This window comes from Nesterenkonia sp. E16_10 (assembly GCF_017347085.1).
GTDB lineage: Bacteria > Actinomycetota > Actinomycetes > Actinomycetales > Micrococcaceae > Nesterenkonia.
This window is the reverse complement of sequence record NZ_JADPSA010000029.1, coordinates 456,491-475,840: the sequence shown is the minus strand read 5'-3', so window position 1 is coordinate 475,840 and position 19,350 is coordinate 456,491. Positions and strand designations below refer to the sequence as shown.

General features: G+C 65.9%; 14 protein-coding genes. 8 read left to right on the top strand and 6 right to left on the bottom strand.

Annotated features, from left to right (window positions below):
- The first annotated feature begins 61 nt into the window (after positions 1-61).
- On the top strand, positions 62-1,291 hold the full coding sequence (locus tag I2487_RS10755; protein WP_207173044.1) for a thermonuclease family protein: 1,230 nt from the start codon (positions 62-64) through the stop codon (positions 1,289-1,291).
- Positions 1,292-1,328: 37 nt separating this feature from the next.
- Here I2487_RS10755 and I2487_RS10750 read toward each other — a convergent pair whose 3' ends face one another.
- From I2487_RS10750 to I2487_RS10745, 3 genes are all read right to left on the bottom strand, one after another.
- Positions 1,329-2,036 (bottom strand): MgtC/SapB family protein, encoded by a 708-nt coding sequence (locus I2487_RS10750; protein ID WP_207171477.1) that lies wholly within the window; start codon positions 2,034-2,036, stop codon positions 1,329-1,331.
- A gap of 153 nt (positions 2,037-2,189) precedes the next feature.
- The gene (locus I2487_RS15325) at positions 2,190-2,321 is read right to left on the bottom strand and encodes a putative transporter small subunit (RefSeq protein WP_218624271.1); all 132 of its coding nucleotides are present in this window, start codon (positions 2,319-2,321) and stop codon (positions 2,190-2,192) included.
- Complete coding sequence (locus I2487_RS10745; RefSeq protein WP_207171479.1) at positions 2,318-4,048, bottom strand: sodium:solute symporter family transporter; 1,731 nt, start codon at positions 4,046-4,048, stop codon at positions 2,318-2,320. Before I2487_RS10745 ends, I2487_RS15325 begins: the two co-directional genes overlap by 4 nt.
- Before the next feature lie 634 nt (positions 4,049-4,682).
- Between I2487_RS10745 and ileS the strand changes: the two genes are divergently transcribed.
- From ileS to ndk, 4 genes are read left to right on the top strand one after another with little or no spacing between them, the layout of a single operon-like run.
- Positions 4,683-8,057 (top strand): isoleucine--tRNA ligase, encoded by a 3,375-nt coding sequence (gene ileS, locus I2487_RS10740; protein ID WP_207171486.1) that lies wholly within the window; start codon positions 4,683-4,685, stop codon positions 8,055-8,057.
- Positions 8,054-9,430, top strand: coding sequence for a bifunctional folylpolyglutamate synthase/dihydrofolate synthase (locus I2487_RS10735; RefSeq protein WP_207171488.1), 1,377 nt, complete (start codon positions 8,054-8,056; stop codon positions 9,428-9,430). The genes ileS and I2487_RS10735 overlap by 4 nt, the downstream gene beginning before the upstream one ends.
- A gap of 14 nt (positions 9,431-9,444) precedes the next feature.
- The gene (locus I2487_RS10730) at positions 9,445-9,924 is read left to right on the top strand and encodes a DUF4233 domain-containing protein (protein ID WP_207171490.1); all 480 of its coding nucleotides are present in this window, start codon (positions 9,445-9,447) and stop codon (positions 9,922-9,924) included.
- Complete coding sequence (gene ndk, locus I2487_RS10725; RefSeq protein WP_036476389.1) at positions 9,917-10,330, top strand: nucleoside-diphosphate kinase; 414 nt, start codon at positions 9,917-9,919, stop codon at positions 10,328-10,330. Before I2487_RS10730 ends, ndk begins: the two co-directional genes overlap by 8 nt.
- 92 nt (positions 10,331-10,422) lie before the next feature.
- Here ndk and I2487_RS10720 read toward each other — a convergent pair whose 3' ends face one another.
- From I2487_RS10720 to I2487_RS10710, 3 genes are all read right to left on the bottom strand, one after another.
- A complete protein-coding gene (locus I2487_RS10720) occupies positions 10,423-11,460 on the bottom strand; it encodes an ABC transporter ATP-binding protein (RefSeq protein WP_255546195.1) in 1,038 nt (345 codons plus the stop codon).
- A complete protein-coding gene (locus I2487_RS10715; RefSeq protein ID WP_207171491.1) occupies positions 11,457-12,395 on the bottom strand; it encodes an ABC transporter permease in 939 nt (312 codons plus the stop codon). The genes I2487_RS10720 and I2487_RS10715 overlap by 4 nt, the downstream gene beginning before the upstream one ends.
- A gap of 147 nt (positions 12,396-12,542) precedes the next feature.
- Positions 12,543-14,639: an acyltransferase family protein gene (locus tag I2487_RS10710; protein WP_207173043.1), complete on the bottom strand. Its 2,097-nt coding sequence runs from the start codon at positions 14,637-14,639 to the stop codon at positions 12,543-12,545.
- A gap of 127 nt (positions 14,640-14,766) precedes the next feature.
- Here I2487_RS10710 and I2487_RS10705 point away from each other — a divergent pair, with 127 nt between their 5' ends.
- The 3 genes from I2487_RS10705 (at position 14,767) to I2487_RS10695 (ending at position 19,343) form a co-directional block, all read left to right on the top strand.
- Positions 14,767-16,893, top strand: coding sequence for an acyltransferase family protein (locus tag I2487_RS10705; protein ID WP_207171545.1), 2,127 nt, complete (start codon positions 14,767-14,769; stop codon positions 16,891-16,893).
- A 144-nt stretch (positions 16,894-17,037) separates the two neighbouring features.
- Positions 17,038-18,153, top strand: a complete 1,116-nt coding sequence (locus I2487_RS10700; RefSeq protein WP_207171547.1) for a hypothetical protein — start codon at positions 17,038-17,040, stop codon at positions 18,151-18,153.
- Positions 18,154-18,197: 44 nt separating this feature from the next.
- Complete coding sequence (locus I2487_RS10695; protein ID WP_207171549.1) at positions 18,198-19,343, top strand: hypothetical protein; 1,146 nt, start codon at positions 18,198-18,200, stop codon at positions 19,341-19,343.
- Positions 19,344-19,350 lie beyond the last annotated feature (7 nt).

Sequence of the window (19,350 nt, the reverse complement as noted above, 5' to 3'; positions counted from 1 at the left end):
GCCGCAGGACGTGTAATCTCTGCACAGGTGGCGTCAAGATTACATGGGGGGAGCATCCAGTTTGAAGACTTTCGTTCTAGCGTCGGTGTCTCTGATCGGACTGCTCGCAGGCAGCGGATGTGCGGCAGGGTCATCCGCGCCCAACGACAGCTCGGTCGACGCCCAGGTGGTCGAGGTGATCGACGGTGACACCATCCGTGTCGAATACGCGGGTGAACGCCAGAGTGTTCGTCTGCTCAACATCGACACCCCGGAGACGAAACACCCTGATCGCGACGTGGAGTGCTTGGGGCCCGAGGCCTCGGACTATCTCAACGAACTGTTGGCGCCCGGCGACTCGGTCCGTCTTGAATTCGATGAGGAGCGCACCGATCGGTACGACCGGATTCTGGCTGGTGTCTTCAAAGATGACGACCTCATCAACGCCGCCATCGCGAGAGCTGGCTTCGGCATCGCGGCCTATTTCGAACCCAATGACAGGTTCCTCCCGCCGGTCCAAGAGGCGCAGGCGGAAGCAGAATCCGCCGGTCGTGGACTGTTCAACGATTCGCTGCCATGCACCGTTCCCTCGCAGGTGCAGGAGGCCGTCGACGAGGTCGACGAATTAGGCACCGAGCTGCCCGAGGAATATGAAGCGCTGGAGGAATCCGCTGCCTCCGCCGCTGCTGCCGTCCTGTTGGCCGAAGAGACCCGAGATCTCATCCTTTCTCTGGATCCGGACGAGCCAGGAATCCACCATCGCGCCTACGGGCCGCTTCTAGGTCCATTCGAGAGGCGGCTGGACCGGGCGATCACGACCGCCGAGGAACGAGTCTCGGAAACCAAGGGAGAGATCCAGGAGATCGACGAGGCGCGCGAGGCAGAACGTGAGGCCGCTGAGCGTCAGGAGTCGGCGCGGGAAGAGGTTGAACGCCAGAAGGCCGCGGACCAGGCGGCCGAAGAGCGTGAACGCAACCGACAGCCCGCGCCTCAGCCGGCCCCGGCTCCCGCGCCTCAGCCGGCCCCGGCTCCGCAGCCCACACAACAACCTGCGCCTGCACCTGCGCCGGTGCCCCAACCTACGCAACAGCCTGCACCTGCACCTGCACCTGCACCCGCGCCTGCGCCGCAACGTACGCAACAGCCGGCCCCGGCACCCGCTCCGAACAATGGATCCTCCGGAGGCGGGGGCGGAACACCAAACCTTGGACCGTCGGACCGACCCGCCGGGTATACCCACCGGAATGAACCGACGAATTACACGGGACCGCGCTGCTTCCTCCCCGGTGGCAACTGGTGGAAGCCCTGCTGAGCTTCAGCGCGGCCAACCCTCAGCATGGATTGCCGCCTCAGTCGTTCTCCTCAGTGACGGTGCGGATCTCCAGGACGCCCTCGAGCTCCTGGAGCGCTTCGAAGAGCTGCTCGCGGCCTACGCGCTGGGTGCGGGTGAAGGTCATGGTGGCGTCGACGGCGAACCCATCGGAGACTTCAAGTCGGCGGGTGCGCACCAGCCGAGTCTCGTAGCCCCATTGCGAGGCGGCGCCGAGGATCTCACGCAGGATCCCACGCCCGTCGGTGTAGCGCACGATGTAGCGCTCGGAGCGATCGTGGCGGGGGAGCCGGCGGACCAGATTCGTCACCAGGGTGACCGAGAACAGGTAGAACACCACCGTGAGTCCGGCGATCACCGGCATTCCGGCGCCGCAGGCCATGCCCACGGCGGCCGTCACCCAGATCGACGCCGCGGTGGTCAGCCCCGAGACCACGTTCTGCCGGACGAAGATCACCCCGGCACCGATGAAGCCGATCCCGCTCACGATCTGCGCGGCGATCCTGGAGGGGTCCAGGACCACGTCCCCGCCGATCAGATGCGAGAAGCCGTAGGCGGAGACCAGGGTGAACAGGGCCGAGCCCATGCCGACCAGGATGTGGGTGCGCGCCCCGGCGGACTTCTGCCGGATGTCACGCTCGATCCCGATCGCCGCCGACATCAGGAACGCCAGGGTCAGAAGCAGAATCTGGGTCGGGGCCGATTCCGGCCAGACGTCGATGTTCATCACCTGCTCCTCTCAAGGTCCCACATCACCCTATAGCCGCGTTCTGTGGCGGGACAGCCCCGTCGGACAGTCTCGCGGGACCTTCCCCGCGGGACAGCCCCGCCGGACAGTCGCATCGCAGCTTCCCGGCGAGGAGTGCGCCGCCCCCTGGCCTCAGATGATGTCCTGCCCGTTCTCGCGGGCCTTCTTCCAATCGGCGAAGAAGGCGTAGCCGATCACGACCATCACGGTCAGGACGATCAAGGGCCACATCAGGGTGTAGAGGGTCATCGCAAGGGTGCTCATCGGGGGTCTCCCACTGTTGTCGATTCATGGCTGGTCGAGCCAGGGGCGGCTGCGACCGAGCTGGCCGCGACCGCGGGGCTGGCTGCGGCGTCGTCGTCGTCGAAGTTCCCGGTCCGCTGCTCGATCAGCGCGAAGTCGAACTCGGCGTTGCCGCGCACGGACATCGCCCAGCAGACGATCGTGCTCACGGCGTAGGCGAGAAGCGAGGCGCTGAGCGTGGCGTAGTCGTGCAGGAAGCCGACCACGAAGGGCGCCGAGACGATCGCGGCGATCACCGCCACCACCTTGGCCACCTTGAGCCCGAAGAAGCCGAAGCACATCAGGCCCAGGATCACGGCGATGCCGACCACCGAGAACAGGTCCACGATGATTCCGACCACGCCGGTGAGCGGGAACCACTCGAAGCGGACCGGCACGAAGCAGGCCAGGGCCGCGAGGACCGAGACGGTGAACGCCTTGTTCGTGACCTTCTTCCAGTAGAAGCTGGCGAGCACCGGGAACACCAGCGCGCCCCAGAGCGCACCGACGAACACCAGCAGATCCAGGATGCTCAGCTGCAGGCTGGCGAAGCTCACCGCCGCGGCGGTGGCCAGCAGCATGGTCACCCGACCCACAAGCAGCATGGTCCGCGGGTTGGCCTTGGCCTTGCCGGCGACGTTCTGGCCGTAGACGTCGGCCATCATGATCGAGGACATCGCCGAGAGATCGGAATCCGCGGTGGAGGAGAGCGCTCCGATGATCATCACGAAGAAGACCGCCAGCAGCACCGCAGGCAGATAGCTCGCGGCCATCTCCGGGATGATGTTGTTGACATCCCCGCCGGTGGGCTCGAAGCCCAGGTAGAGGGCCAGCACACCGAACATGCCCACCCCGATGACCATCGCGCCATAGCCGATGGTCGCGGTGATGAAGGTCGGCTTGATCAGATCCTCGCGCACCGCGAAGAGTCGCTGCGCGATGGTCTGGTTGCCGATCGCGTAGGCGAGCACCGCCGCGATATAGGGAGCCCCCTGATTCAGGAACGCCTCGCTGGAGAAGAAGCTCTGCTGCTCGGAGGTGAGGTTCTGCGCGCCGGTCTCGAAGGCGGCGGGGAAGTCCGCGGCGAAGAAGATGAACGGGATGATCACCGCCACCGCCCCGAACATCGCCATGACCTGGATGAAATCGGTGAGCACCGAGGCGCGGAAGCCTGACCACAGCGTGTAGAGCAGCACCCCGGCGGCCACGGTGAGCACGCCCTGGATAAACGTGAACGGCGAGAGCATCGCGATCAGCACGCCGCCGGCGATGAAGTTCGACATCAGCGAGATCAAGCTGCCCACCACGTTGGAGCCGGCGAGCATCAGCTGGCTGGAACGGCCGTGCCGAGCATGCATGACCTCCGCAATGCTGTGCGCCTTCGGGGCCACCGCGCGGATCCGCTTGCCGAAGGGGTAGATGAACAGGATCATCAGTGCGCCCCAGAGCCCATAGTGGATGGGCCCGGAGATCCCGTAGGTATATCCGGCCTCCGCGGAGGCATACATCGAAGATGCCCAGATCCAGGTGGCGGTCATCGAGGCCGCCGAGATCCCGAAACCGATCTTGTTCCCGGCGGTCATGTACTGGTCAGCGTTCTCCTTCTTCTTCCTGATCCGATGTGAGACCAGGTAAGTCCCCCCGTAGAAGGCCACCAGCAGCAGCACCACCGTGATGGCGCCGAACTGGGCCGCGCTTGATTCGTTCACGTTGTATGTTCCCCTCGTTGAGTATCAGTCGTCTCGCATCTTCAGATGCCGCGGCATCGCTGTGTCAGGGCACTTTTGGGCTCAGTCGTACAGGCGTCTGTCAGACGCTGCTTCTCGCTGCTGCGGATCCGTGGCCGCGCTCTCGGCTCATGACGCGGGCTGGTTCTCAGCCTCGGCGGAGCTCGGGCAGGCGGCGTGCGACGGTATTCCCCTCATGCCGGGCCGAGCCCACCCTCACTCATCACAGGGGGTGAACCAGGCCACAAGCAGTAGACCGTAACACATGGCCTTTTTCGCCGGACCGCCGACCTCGGCAGGGGCGGCCCTTCCGGCCGGGGCCTCGTATGGCCCCGCACGCATGGACCCAGTAGACTGAACCCCAGCAGCTTCGACCCGGCCATCACCGGTGAGCTTCCGGAAGAACCGGCCCGCGGCACCACCGCCGCAGCGCCGCAGTAGAGCCGGACGGGTAAGCCCGTCACAGCAGTCATGGAGTGGCCCGACGGCGGCGCGCCCCAGCTCCTCCCGGGAGCAGGGGCGTCAGGCGTGGGGCAAGCAAGGTGGTACCGCGCCCGGCAGGCGTCCTTGTGAGTGCGTCAGACCATCGCTCAGCACCACAGCAGGACGGACCTCCATGACCGAGAACAACTCTCCCGTGTATCCCCGCGCATCAGCCGACGATTCCGGTGCGCGCCGGATCCCCGCCTCCCCGCGCTTCCCGAGGATCGAAGAGCGTGTGCTGGCGCAGTGGGAGAAGGACGGCACCTTCCAGGCCTCCATCGACAACCGGCCCACCGAGGACGCCTCGGGTGAGGCCAACGAGTTCGTCTTCTACGATGGTCCGCCCTTCGCCAACGGTCTGCCGCACTACGGCCACCTGCTCACGGGCTACGTCAAAGACCTCGTGGCCCGCTACCAGACCCAGCGCGGGTCCCGGGTGGAGCGGCGCTTCGGCTGGGACACCCATGGGCTGCCCGCCGAGCTGACCGCCATGAAGGAACTCGGCATGACCGACAAGGCCGAGATCGAGGCCTTCGGGGTGGACAAGTTCAACGACGCCTGCCGCGCCTCGGTGCTGAAGTACACCGGCGAATGGCAGTCCTATGTGCACCGTCAGGCCCGCTGGGTGGACTTCGAGAACGACTACAAGACGCTCAACGTCGACTACATGGAGTCGGTCATCTGGGCCTTCAAGCAGCTGCATGAGAAGGGTCTGACCTACCAGGGCTTCCGCGTGCTGCCCTACTGCTGGAAGGACGAGACCCCGCTGTCCAACCATGAGCTGCGGATGGACGATGACGTCTACAAGGACCGTCAGGACCCCTCGGTCACCGTGGCCTTCCCGATCACCGGCGGCGGCGCCCACGGTGACGCCCTGGCCGGGGTCAACCTGCTCGCCTGGACCACCACCCCCTGGACGCTGCCGACGAACTTCTCCGTGGCCGTCGGGCCCGAGGTGGAATACGTGGTCGTCCAGGCGCCCGCCGATTCGCCGCTGCCTGGCCGGCACCTGATCGCGGCCGAGCTGCTGGGCGCCTACGCCAAGGACCTGGGCTTCACCGACGCCGAGACCACCGACACTGACGTGGCCCAGACCGAGGTCACCGCCGCCGCGAAGACCACCGCCGCAGAGGCCGCAACCGCCGCCGTCGTCGCCCGCTACCAGGGCACCGAGCTGGCCGGCATCGAGTACGCGCCGCTGTGGGACTACTACACCGACACCGAGACCTGGGGCACGCAGCACGCCTTCCGGGTGCTGGTGGAGGACTACGTCACCACCACCGACGGCACCGGGCTGGTCCACCAGGCCTCGGCCTACGGTGAAGAGGATCAGCGCTCCTCCGAGCAGGCCGGGATCCCGGTGATCCTCTCGGTGGATGAGGGTGCCCGGTTCCTGCCGATGTTCGCCCAGCCCACGCCGACCGGTGAGACCCCGCTGGCCGAGATCGCCGGCGTCCAGGTCTTCGAGGCCAACCGCACCATCATCAACGAGCTCAAGGCCTCCGGCCGGCTGGTCCGTGAGGCGTCCTATGTGCACTCCTACCCGCACTGCTGGCGCTGCCGCACCCCGCTGATCTACAAGGCGGTGACCTCCTGGTACGTGGCGGTCACCCAGGTCAAGGAGCGGATGCTCGAACTCAACGAAGAGATCAACTGGATCCCGGGCAACGTCAAGCACGGCCAGTTCGGGAAATGGCTCGAGAACGCCCGCGACTGGTCGATCTCGCGCAACCGCTACTGGGGCAGTCCGCTGCCGGTCTGGGTCTCCGATGACCCCGAGCACCCGCGCACCGAGGTCTACGGCTCGCTGGAGGAGCTCAAGGAAGCCTTCGGGGACTACCCGCGCAACGCCGAGGGTGAGCCGGACCTGCACCGGCCCTGGATCGACGCGCTGACCCGGCCGAACCCCGATGATCCCACCGGGAAGTCCACCATGCGCCGGGTCGAGGACGTCCTGGACGTCTGGTTCGACTCCGGGTCGATGCAGTTCGCCCAGGTCCATTACCCCTTCGAGAACGCGCAGTGGTTCGCCGATCACCATCCGGCCGACTTCATCGTGGAGTACATCGGGCAGACCCGCGGCTGGTTCTACACGATGCACGTGCTGGCCACCGCGCTCTTCGACCGCCCGGCCTTCACCAACGTGATCAGCCACGGGATCGTGCTCGGCTCGGACGGGGCGAAGATGTCCAAGTCGCTGCAGAACTACCCCGATGTCTCCGAGGTCCTGGACCGTGACGGCTCCGACGCGATGCGCTGGTTCCTGATGTCCTCGCCGATCCTGCGCGGCGGCAACCTGGTGGTCACCGAGGAGGGGATCCGCGAGAGCGTCCGCCAGGTGCTGCTGCCGATGTGGAACGCGTGGCACTTCTTCGGGCTCTACGCCAACACCGCCAACCAGGGCGCCGGCTACCAGGCGAAGTCCGTGGGAGCCGAGGACGTGGCCAGCCCGCTGGACCGCTACATCCTCGCCGCCACCGGCGATCTGGTCCGTGAGGTCACCGCCTCGCTGGACGCCTATGACGTCTCCGACGCCTGCGAATCGCTGCGCCGGTTCTCCGACACGCTCACCAACTGGTACATCCGACGTTCCCGGGCCCGGTTCTACGCCGAGGACTTCGCCGCCTACGACGTGCTCTACACGGTGCTCGAGACCTTCGCCCGGGTGGCGGCTCCGCTGCTGCCCATGATCAGCGAGGAGATCTGGCGCGGGCTGACCGGGGGCCGCTCGGTGCACCTGGCCGACTGGCCGGACCCCGAGGACTACCTGAGCGACGAGCGCGCCGTGGAGCTCATGGAGCTCACCCGTCTGGTCAGCTCCGCCGGCTCCTCGCTGCGCAAGCAGGCGAACCTGCGGGTGCGCCAGCCGCTGGCCACGCTCACCGTGGCCGTGCCGCAGGCCCCGGCGCTTCAAGGCACCTACCAGCAGATCATCGCCGATGAGCTGAACCTCAAAGAGGTCCAGCTGCTCGACGCCGCGCAGACCGACGCCGCGGATTGGGGGATCGGGCAGCAGCTGGTGGTCAACGCCCGCGCCGTCGGCCCCCGGTTGGGCAAGCAGGTCCAGCAGGCGATCAAGGGCGCGAAGTCCGGTGACTGGTCGGTGGCCGAGGGTGTGGTCACCGCCGGAGGCCTCGAGCTCTTCGAGGGCGAGTACACGCTGAGCACCACGGTCTCGGAACAGCTCAGCGAGAAGGCGGTCACGGTCCTGGACGGCACCGGAGGGTTCCTGGTGCTCGACACCGAGCTCAGCGAGGAGCTGATCAAGGAGGGCACCGCCCGGGATCTGATCCGCAGCATCCAACAGGCCCGCAAGGACGCCGATCTCCAGGTCTCGGACCGGATCGAGACCACGGTGACCGCCGCCCCGGCCATCGTGGAAGCGCTTCAGGCCCACCGGCAGCTCGTCTGTGAGGAGACTCTCACGGTGGATCTGCACCCGGTTCCCTGCGAGACTGCATCCGAACCGAGCATCCATGTATCCGTCGTCGAAGGAGCTCGAGCATGAGCGAGGAACTGGACCAGTTCTCAGTAGCCAGCGTCTACGCGGAGCTGCTCTCGCGCGCCCCGGAGAACAAGATGGAACCGCGGATGCAGCCCATGATCGACGCCATGGACCTGCTGGGGGAGCCGAACAAGACCGCGCCGGTGATCCATATCACCGGCACCAACGGCAAGACCTCCACGGCACGGATGATCGAGGCCGGGCTGCTGGCCCACGATCTGCGGGTCGGGCGCTACACCTCACCGCACCTGAACTCGGTGACCGAACGGATCTGCCTCGACGGGCAGCCGGTGGAGGACGCCACCTTCGTCCGGATCTGGGACGAGGTCCGCCCGTTCATCAGCCTGGTCGACGACAAGCTCGCCGAGCGCGGCGAGGTGCCGCTGACCTACTTCGAATGCGTCACCATCCTGGCCTTCGCGGTCTTCGCCGACGCCCCGGTAGACGTCATGGTCCTGGAGGTCGGCCTCGGCGGCATCACCGACGCCACGAACGTGGCCGACGGTTCGGTCAGTGTGATCACCCCGATCAGTCTGGACCACACCGACCTGCTCGGCGACGATGAGCGCGACATCGCCCTGGAGAAGGCCGGCATCATCAAGACCGACGGGTTCCTGATCTCTGCCGCCCAGGTGCCGGCCGCCGCCGATGTGCTGCTCGCCGAGGCGCGCGAGAAGAACGTGGCCTACCGCTTCGAGGGTGTGGAGTTCGGCGTCGAATCCCGGGTCCCCGGCGTGGGCGGCCAGCAGCTGAGCGTCACAGGGCTGGCGGGCCGCTACCCGGACATCCTGCTGCCCCTGCATGGTGCGCATCAGGCGCAGAACTTCGCTGTCGCGGTGGCCGCGCTGGAGGCCTTCATCGGCGGGGGAGACCAGGAGCTCAACATCGAGAACCTGCGCCTGGCCGCGGAGCATATCAGCGCCCCGGGCCGGTTGGAGACGCTGCGCACCGGTCCCAGCATCATCGTCGACGCCGCGCACAACCCCGCCGGGGTCACCGCCAGCGCCCAGGCGCTGAAGGAGAGCTTCGGACTCTCCCGACTGGTGCTGGTGGTCGGGATCCTGCAGGACAAGGACGCCCGCGAGATGCTCACCGCGCTGTACAAGGAGTATGAGGGACTCGTCGAGGACATCTGTTTCACCCAGTCCACCTCGCCGCGTGCCATTCCCGCCGGGCAGCTCGGCAGCCTCGCGCTCGACGTCGGCTACGCCGAACAGGACATCTACGTCACCGAACGCCTCGACGATGCGATCGACTGGGCGGTCGGACGCGCCGACGAGGCCGACCCGGGCCTGATCGGCGGGGTGCTGATCACCGGCTCGATCACCCTGGTGGGGGAGGCCCGGACACTGCTGGGCGCCCCCGAAGGTACATGAGACAGGAGCAGAGGATGCCCAAGCAGACCCGCGCACAGCGCGAATGGCGCCCCGGACAGGTCAAGGCACCACGGTCGGTGAAGACGCTGTTCGCCTCGACCGTGCTCTGCCTGGAAGCGGTGCTGATGTTCTTCTTCAGCCTCATGGCCTGGGGGCTGAACCAGAACGAGTCTTACGCCTGGTGGTTGTTCGGCGGCTCGATCGCCCTGGCGGTCGTGCTGGTCCTCACCTGCGCCATCCTGCAGCGACCCGGCGGCTACATCGTCGGCTGGATCCTGCAGTTCGTGATGCTCTTCGGCTTCATCGGCGTTGCCCTGGTGACCAGCGAAGGCCTGATCGTGCCGTTGGCCGCGATCCCCGGGGTCGCCTTCATGGCCTGCTGGTGGTACGCGCTGAACAAGGGCGACCAGCTCGACGACGAGAAGCTCGACAGATTCCGGGCCGAACAGGCCCTGGCAGAGAACCCGACAAGTGAGGAGCACAAGAATGACTGAACGTACCCTGATCCTGGTCAAGCCCGACGGTGTTGAACGAGGCCTGACCGGCGAGATCCTGCGCCGCGTCGAGGCCAAGGGCTACCGGATCACCGCGCTGCAGCAGATCAGCGCGAGCACCGAGCAGCTGGCGCAGCACTACGCCGAACACGAGGGCAAGCCGTTCTACCAGCCGCTGGTGGACTTCATGCTCTCCGGCCCGGTGGTCGCCGCCGTGGTCGAGGGGGAGCGCGTCATTGAAGGCTTCCGCTCCCTGGCCGGCACCACCGAGCCCACCACCGCAGCGCCGGGCACCATCCGCGGCGACCTCGGCCGGGACTGGGGCGAGAAGGTGCAGAAGAACCTGGTCCACGGCTCCGATTCGGTGGAGTCCGCCGAGCGCGAGATCGGCATCTGGTTCAGCTGAACCTGAATCCTCGGGGCTGTTCAGCCGAGCTGAGCGCGTGAGGGAGGCCGGCGGCCACGGGGACGAGTTTCCCGGGCCGCCGGCCTCGTTGCTCAGCGAATGCGGCTGCTGCCGGCCTTCTTCGGCCGGGAGCCGGAGGTGAAGTCGATCTTGACCGGGTCCAGCCGCAGGCGGGTGCGCTCGTAGACCACCTTGGCCGCTCGGGTGCGTCCGTTGGACTTGTGTGAGGTGTACTCCTCGTACTGCTCGCAGACCCACTGTGGGTCGCCGTCGGCGAGCATCTCGCCCTGTTCGATCCAGATCACCCGGGTGCACATCTGCTTGATGGTGCCCAGGGAGTGCGAGACCAGGAAGACCGCGCCGGCGTTGGCGCGCACCTCGTCGAGGCGTTCCTTGGTGCGGGCCCGGAACTGCGCGTCACCGGTGTTCAGGGCCTCATCGATCAAGAGGATGTCCGGGTCCACCGAGGTCGCGATGGCGAACTGCAGACGCGAGGACATGCCCGAGGAGTAGGTCTTCAGCGGCATCTCCAGGGCATCGGAGAGCCCGGAGATCTCCACGATCTGATCGTATTTCGCCGCGGTCTGCTCGGGAGTCAGGCCCATGGCCAGGCAGCCGAGCCGGATGTTCTCCCGGCCGGAGATCTCCTTGACCAGGGCGGCGTTGACTCCGAGCATCACCGGGGTCGAGGTGGCATAGACCTCGCCGCTGGTGGGGCGGACCTTGCCGGTGAGCAGCTTCATCAGGGTGGACTTGCCGGACCCGTTGGTGCCGATCACTCCGACGGATTCTCCGCGATTGACGATGAAGCTCAGGTTGGAGAGGGCGTGGACCTCGGCCCAGCCCGCGCCGGTGATGCGCTTGAGGCCGCGGGAGATCCGACCCCCGGAATTGTTGTTGCCCGTGGAGGAGCGCACCCGGTAGGTCATGGAGGCATCGTCGACAACCATGCACACGTTCTTCGGATCCACTGCCTGGATCACCGGGCGCTGCTGGGTGAAGGGGTGGTCGTCCCGGTCCTCGGGGGGACCGGAGGAATCGTCGTCGAATTCGATGGCAAGATCCTCAGCGATCAGGTCTGCCTCGGTGTTTCTTCCCTGACGTCGCGCCGGGCGGGTTGAGGTGCTCATCGTTCCTTCCCGTAGCTTTCTTCACCGTGCCAGAAGATCAGGAATCCGATCACCATGGAGCCCGCGGCCCAGGATCCCAGGACGATCCAGCGGCCTGGATCGGCGAAGCCGTCGTAGAGCCAGGCATGGCGGAGGATGTCCAGCACGCAGAACAGCGGGTTCAGGCTCATCACGGTGTCCAGCCATTCCACGCCGAGGTCAGCGTAGCGATCCGCGGAGAAGAAGACCGCCGAGGTGTAGAACAGGATCCGGGTGCTGAAGCTGATCAGGTGCTTGACGTCGTTGTGCGCGTTGACCGCACGGGCCAGTGCCAGCGACCAGCCGAGCATCACCATCAGGGCCAGCGCGATGCAGGGGAAGAAGAGCAGCCAGTGCCAGGTCAGGGTGATCGGGATCGACTCCGCCCCGCCGAGCTGCATGTCCCCGATGCTCAGCACCAGCAGCGCCATCACGAAGAACATCGGGATGCTCGAGAAGAGCTCGCGGACCGTGGTGGAGATGACCAGGCAGGCTCGCGGGAAGTTGAACGCCTGGACGACCTTCTGGTTCCCCGCGATGGCATTGGCGCCGCCTGAGACCGCCGCGGTGAAGAACCGGAAGGTGAACACGCCGATGATCAGGTAGCCGATGAAGTTGTCGATCCCGCGGCCGGTGTTCAACAGCAGCCCAAAGACGAAGAAGTAGGCCGTCCCGAACAGGACCGGATTCAGGATCATCCAGATCCGGCCCAGCGAGTCATAGCTGTTGGCCGAGGAGACGCGGGAGTGCGAGTCGTAATACAGGAAGTGGCGGAAGGACCAGATCTCCCGGATGTAGCGGAAGAGCCCGGGACGGGCGCCCACCCGGATGAGATTGCTGCCATCAAGTTGAGCGACCCTGCGAGCGTCGCCCGACTCCGTGGGTCCACCGGCGCGCTCTAGAGCAGGTGCGGCCATGGTCGTTTCCTTCCTGATGCCTCGATCCGGCAGGTATACCGTCTCGTTCTCGCTGTCATCTTGCCTCGTTCTGCGAAACGCGCGGACTCGAGGTGCAGGACCGGCTGAGCGCCTGCGAGTCTATCAGCGTCCCCGATCACCACCGGGTCAGCTCGCCTGCGAGGAGAACAGATCGGGGATGGATTCCCGAAGCTCGCGCTCCAGATGCGGGACCATGGTCTCGACGTATTCATTGGTCAGGTGATGGCTGTCTCGGTAGACCAGGACGTTGCCGATCACGGCCGAGCATTCCCGGTCAGGGCAGAAGTGATCGGTGAGATCCAGGCTGTAGGTGTTCTCGGGCAGGTCCAGATCTTTCAGCGGGTTGACCTCCGCGTACTTGCCGTAGTCCGGGGCGCAGTCCAGCTCGTCTCCGCCCTCGGCCAGGCAGTCGGGAACATTGTGCTCCTGCCGAGGTGTTCCACGGAGCAGCAGCAGCTCCGACCCGGCGTCTGTGATCGCCTGCCACTGCTCTTCGGCACCTTCATGGATGCTCTCGGTGCCGGTCTCCTGGGGGACTGCGGTGCCAGGAGTCACCACCAGGTCGGGCTGGTGTTCGGCGAGAACCTCGGGAAAGCCGGCGAGCCATTCGTCGCAGGTGTTGGGATCCTCGGTGTCGAGACCGCGAAACACGCATCCGCCCTTGGTGGCGACCAGCACCTCCCAGTCGTGCTTCTCGGCCAGGATGATCCACGCGTTGTGCCAATGCCCGGCGTGGGAGCCGCCGGCGAGCATGATGGTCTTGGCGGGGTTCTCCGGCGCAGCGGGATCCTCGCAGACCAGCACCTCTCCGGATCCCGGCTGATCCCCGGTGGGCTGGTGACAGTCGGTGCGCGCGTATTCGGGCACGCGTCGGGAGATGCCGCCCAGCTCCGGGTAGAACTCGACGTCACGGGCGGAGTTTTCCGTATGGATGATGTCTGCGCCGGGATAGAGCATGCGATCCACCCCGGCCATGGCCAGGCCGTCTTCCTGAGGGGCGGTGGTCTTCTGGACGTAGGCCGTAGCTCCGAGGCCACCTACCACCAGTGTGCTTGCGGCCAGGCCCAGGGTCATCGCCCTCCTCGGCCGTGGTGCGTTCCCGATGCTGGAGCTGCGCGCCAGGGGCTGCTCGAGGAAACGGTGAGTCGCCCAGCCCAGCAGCAGGGAGAGAGCGAGCACGATCACCGCGTCGGTCAGTCTCAGCCCGGAGTCCCCGTGGAACTCCAGGGTGAAGATGACCAGCGGCCAATGCCACAGGAAGAGCCCGTAGGCGATGTCACCGAGTCGGGTGAACGGAGTCGTGGACAGCAGCGCCGCGGCGGTGCGCGGCCGATCCGGCTCATCCGAGCTGGGAGGAGCCGTCGAGACCAGGATCAGCGCCATACCCATAAGGGGCCACAGCGCCGCGGGTCCGGGGAAGAGCGCCGCCCCGTCCAGGACGAAGCCACAGCTGACCACGAGTCCCAGGCCCAGCCAGCCCGCCGTCGTGCGCGCGGCGCGTGGAAGCACGACCCTGGCCCCGAACAGGGCCAACAGCCCGCCGAAGCCCAATTCCCAGATCCGCGTCTGGGTCAGCAGATACGCCTCTGCCTGGTTCTGCTGCTGGAGGACCAGCGCGGCCGCGAAGGAGGCGATCATCAGCAGCATGATCAGCGTCGCCATCGTGGCGGTGGGGGAGAACCGGGACCGCCGAGCCAGCCAGACGGCGAGCAGAGCCACCGAGGGCCAGATCAGATAGAACTGCCCCTGGACGGAGAGGGACCAGAAATGCTGGAAAGGGCTGGTCTCTGCGCCAGCCGCCTCGTAGGACAGCTGGGATCGGATCAGTTCAAAGTTCTCGAAGTAGAGCAGCGAGGCGCGCGCCTCGGTGACGAGCTGGGCGTGTCGGGTGAGCGGAAGCAAGATCAGGCCCGCCATCGTGGTGACCGCGATGACCAGCGCGGCCGGGGCTAGGATCCGCTTCGCAAGTCGCACGAAGTAGCGCAGGAAGTCGATCTTCCCGGTCGACCCCGCCTCCCGCAGCAGCATGCCGGTGAACAGGAAGCCCGAGATGGCCAAGAAGATGTCGATGCCCCCGGAGACCCTGCCCGCACCGAAGAGGTGAAACAGCACGACGCCGGCGATGGCCAGTCCACGCAGACCGTGCAGCTCCGGACGGTGGCGACGTTCAGGGAGCACGCCTGCCGCAGGCTCGTCAGCTCTGGAGGCGCGCGGAGACGTCATGAAGATCGTTCGAGGCATTGTGGCCTAGGCTATCCGATGGACGCCAGGCTGGACGTGGCGGAGTGACCAAGAAGAATGCGTACTGAGCGGAAGCTCTCTTGCTGGATTTTACTCTAGGAGCAACCCCATGACCGCAGCGGTGATCTCACCGGTCGCAGCTACTGCGCACGCCCCGTCCAGGTACCGACCCGACATCCAGGGTCTGCGGGCTATCGCGGTCGGCCTCGTTCTGCTCTATCACGCCGGCGCTCCCTTCCTAGGCGGAGGGTTCGTCGGGGTGGATGTCTTCTTCGTGATCTCCGGGTTCCTCATCACGGGCATGCTGCTGCGTCAGAGCCTCGAGACCGGCAGAGTTGATCTGGCGGACTTCTACGCGCGGCGTATCCGCCGGATCCTGCCAGCGGCGACCGTGGTTCTCGGGTTCACAGCGATCGCAACAGTGCTGATCCTTCCCCGGACTCGTTGGGAAGACATCGGCCACGACCTCGTCGGCAGTGCGCTCTACTACGCGAACTGGGTTTTCGCGGCCAATACCGATTACCTCAACGCGGAAACCGTGGCCAGTCCGCTCCAGCACTTCTGGACCCTGGCGGTGGAGGAACAGTTCTACATCCTCTGGCCGCTGGTGATCGTGGGCCTGCTCTTCGCCGTCAAGAAGCTGCGTGATGTGACCGCACTGCCGCAGTCACCCGAGCGGAACCGGCGAAGGATCCGCAGATCGCTGGAGCTCGGCGTCGCCCTGATGATCCTCCCCTCGCTGGCCTGGTCCGTCTACTGGACCGCCGCTGAGCCGGCACGCGCCTACTTCGTGACGACCACGCGTCTTTGGGAACTCGGCATCGGGGCGGGGATCGCGGTGTTCGCCGTCTACCTGGAGCGTCTTCCTTCGCGGGTGGCGTCAAGCCTGCAGGTGGGCGGTCTGTTGTGCATCGTCATCGCAGCGGTGGCGTACTCGAGTGCAACACCGTTTCCGGGCATCGCCGCGTTGCTGCCAACTCTAGGGGCAGCTGCGGTCATCGTCGGGGGCATGGCAGGACGTGCCGAGTCGGGAGCGGCGAGACTTCTCGCGCTCAAGCCCATGACCTGGGTGGGTGACGTTTCCTACTCGCTCTACCTGTGGCACTGGCCGCTCCTGGTTCTCGGCACTCAGCTGATGGACGATGAGCTGCGTTTCAGATATGGCCTTCTCATCGTCGTGTTCGCGCTGCTGCCGGCATGGTTGAGCTACACCTACGTCGAGACTCCGTTCAGGCACTGGAGTTATGTGGCGAGCATGCCCTGGCGGGCCATCAAGGTGGGACTGGCGATGATGCTCGCCTCTGCCTTGCTCGGTGTCGCGATGCTCATTGCCGTGAGCTCACTGAGTGGGGACAGCGCAGAAGGACCATCTTCCGCGCTCGGCGCGGAAGCGTTGTACAGCGACGGTTCAGCGGGGGAGATGGTCGATGAGGTGGGCTCCTTCGAACCCCGAGTCGAGGAGGCAGTCGATGACGTCCCCTCCCTGTACGAGGGCGGGTGTCACCAGGAGCAGAGCGAGGTCGACGTGGAACCATGTGTCTTCGGTGACTCCGAATCCGACTATGTCGTCGCGCTGGTCGGTGATTCCCACGCCGCGCATTGGCTGCCCGGGCTACTGCCGATAGCGGAGGCCCAGGGATGGAGGCTGGAGACCTACACGAAGTCGGCCTGCTCACTCAACGGGGTTGCTCTGGCCGGCGAGGACGGCTTCTACGAAGAGTGCTACGAATGGGGACAGCGCATGGCTGAGACTCTCCGTGACCGGGACGACATGGACCACGTCATCGTGAGCGCCTCTCGCTACAACCCCGCGGAGGACGCACCCGAATCTGTGCCTACGGGGAGCGTGGAAGATGGATACTCGCAGGTGTGGCGGGAACTGGAAGAGGATTCAATCCCGGTGACGGTGCTGCTGGATACTCCCCGAATCCAGATCGATCTTCCCGAATGCGTGGCAGAGCACCCTGAAGATCTTCAGGAGTGCGCCGCCGACCGCGAAAAGGCGATCGAGGCGAGCGGCTACGGCCAACAGAGTGCGGCCGCGGAGTCCAGCGGGGCGACGCCCGTGGATCTCACCGACGCAATCTGTCCGGAGCAGGAATGTGCGCCGATCATCGGTTCGGTCCTGGTCTACAGGGATTCGCATCACCTCACGGCGACCTATGCCCGCTCTCTCGCCTCCCACATGGAAGAGGAGTTCCGGAAGGCAGACGAACTCCAGTTCCTCAATGACTGACGACTGAGTCCGGACAGCTTTGTATCCCAGACTTATGGAGGGGCCCGCACCTCAGCCCCCGAGGCTGTCCCTGCAATGATCCCCAGAAAGGGAGTTATGGATCACGCAACTGATGTTCAAGGGGCGACCCCAGAGTCGGTCAACGTGACATTCGTGGAAGAGCATCTTCGGGATCGATGGCTGCAGTTCAGTGAAGGTGGACAGCCTCTGGCCCACACGGAAGCGATCCTTGCGGCCGCAGCGGAACACGGTCTCGTCTCCCAGCGCTCAGGCAAGAACGTCCTGCTCTTCGACGAGGGGCGCTGCGTCGGTGGTCTCATGGGCGCAACTCCTTCGATGAACAGCAGCTTCGCACAGCTGGTCGCAGCCTCGAAGAACCTCACCAAGTCTGTCCTCCGCCGGGCCGGGCTGCCGACTCCGCCGGCGAAACAATTCGGGGCATCGGAGTGGACCCCAGCTCTGACCTACCTCGAGGCTCAGGGGCGCAGGCGCCAGGTGGTCAAGCCTGCGGACGGGCGTCAGGGGCTTGGCATCACCACCGGCGTTGTGGACCCGGAAGATCTCTCGCCTGCGTGGACCAACGCGCTGGAACACTCCAAGAGCGGGCGCGTGCTCATCGAGGAAGAAGTGCCCGGGGTGGACGTTCGTATCCTCATCGTTGCTGGTCGCGCAGTGGCCGCAGCGACGAGGATCCCACCCTTCGTCATCGGCGACGGCGAAAGCTCCATTCAGGAACTGGCCGATCGATTGAGGCTCGCCCGGGAGGGTCATGTGTACCTCAGAAGCCGAGCGGTGAAGGTGGACGAACATTATCTCCAGCGCTGTCATGCCGCCCTCGGTGATGTGCCGGCCGCTGGAAGCGTGCAGTTCCTCAATGGGACCGCCAACCTGTCGCAGGGTGGCGTGGCAGTGGATCTCACAGAAGCGATCCCTGCAGATGCGCTGGCGCTGGCGGAAGCCGCCGCCGCGGCCGTGCCGGGACTGAACTTCGCCGGCGTCGACGTTCTGATGCCGGATCTGAGGGCCGCGCACAGTGCGAGCGTCATCGAGGTCAATACGAGCCCCAATCTCTTGGTCCACGACGCCCCCGCCTACGGCAGGCCACGCCATACAGCGGACCTCCTGATCCGGGCATTGGCCGACCCGGGGTCCTCGAAGCCCCACCAGGCCGGGTCCGCTGAGTCAGCGCCTGCCGCTGCGGGAGCCGTGGAACGGCCTTCGTGGAGGCGCCGCTTCGGACTCCCTGGCCAGAGACACTGATCCGGTTCCCGGTCTCTGGCTCTCAGGCAATTAGCATGGAGCCTATGCCCGAGACCCCTACCGACGAGCCCGCACTGTCCTGGCCCGCCTCCGTGGCTGCGTCAGGGACCGGTGGACACAGTCCATTGGAGAAGGTCATCGCAGAAGAGATCCTGCCGAGACTCTCCGCGGTCAATCGACCGACCAAGATCTTGGACACCTCAGGAATCTTCTGGACGCCGCTGAAGAGCCGCGGTGTCAAAGGAACCAAGGTGAATGACCGCTGCCGGATATATACCCGGGAGGGTAAGGTCATCGGCGGCCGGGACGGGGATGGAACCTCGTTGACCAGTGACCTGGCTGAGCGCATCCTGCTGACAAAGAGCTCGGTGAAGGCCCACCTGCAGAGTGCCGGACTCCCGGTGCCGGAGGGACGCGTCTTCAGCGCAGGGGATCGGGATGCCGCTGAGGCGTATATGAAGTCGCTCGACGGCCTCGTCGCGGTGAAGCCGAACGGACGGACCTCTGGTGCCGGCGTGTCTACCGGCGTGGGCGATGGCAAGCGGTTTCTCGCAGCGTGGCGCTCGGCGGCCGCGGCTGCGACCAAAGCAGAACCACCGCGTCCCTGGGACCCTGCTTCACTGGCGGGGGAGGGAGTCGATCAGCTCCTCGTGGAACCTGACGACGCCGGACTCGCCCTTCGGGTTTTCGTGACGGGGGAGAACGTCGTCGGGGCCGTGGTCCGGCTGCCCATGTTCGTTCTAGGAGACGGGATCCATCCGGTGGGGGAACTCATCGAGGAGCTGTATGCATGGCGGGACCAGCACGCGCTGCTCAGACGACTGACGCCCCGGGAGAACGTCCTGGAGGGACGCCTCGAGCGGCTCGGAATCTCCCCGAAGGCCATACCGGGCTCCGGGGAGGTATGTCGTCTCCAGGAAGGCCCGAGCATGCAACGGGGTGGGCTCAGCCTCGACGTCACCAACAGGCTCGACCCTGCCCTGAAGCAGCTGGCGATCGAGGCCCGGTGGGCCATCCCGGGAATGCTGGCAGCCGGCATCGACATCTCCGTACCCCGTATCTCCTCCTCGCGCGGCGTCGTCATAGGAGTCAATGACCGCGCCAGTCAGCAGCTGCACCTCTACCCGACATTCGGTGCCTCGCGTCAGGTCGCCCAGGGGATCGTCGACCTGTTCATCCAGAGAGCTTAGGGAGCAT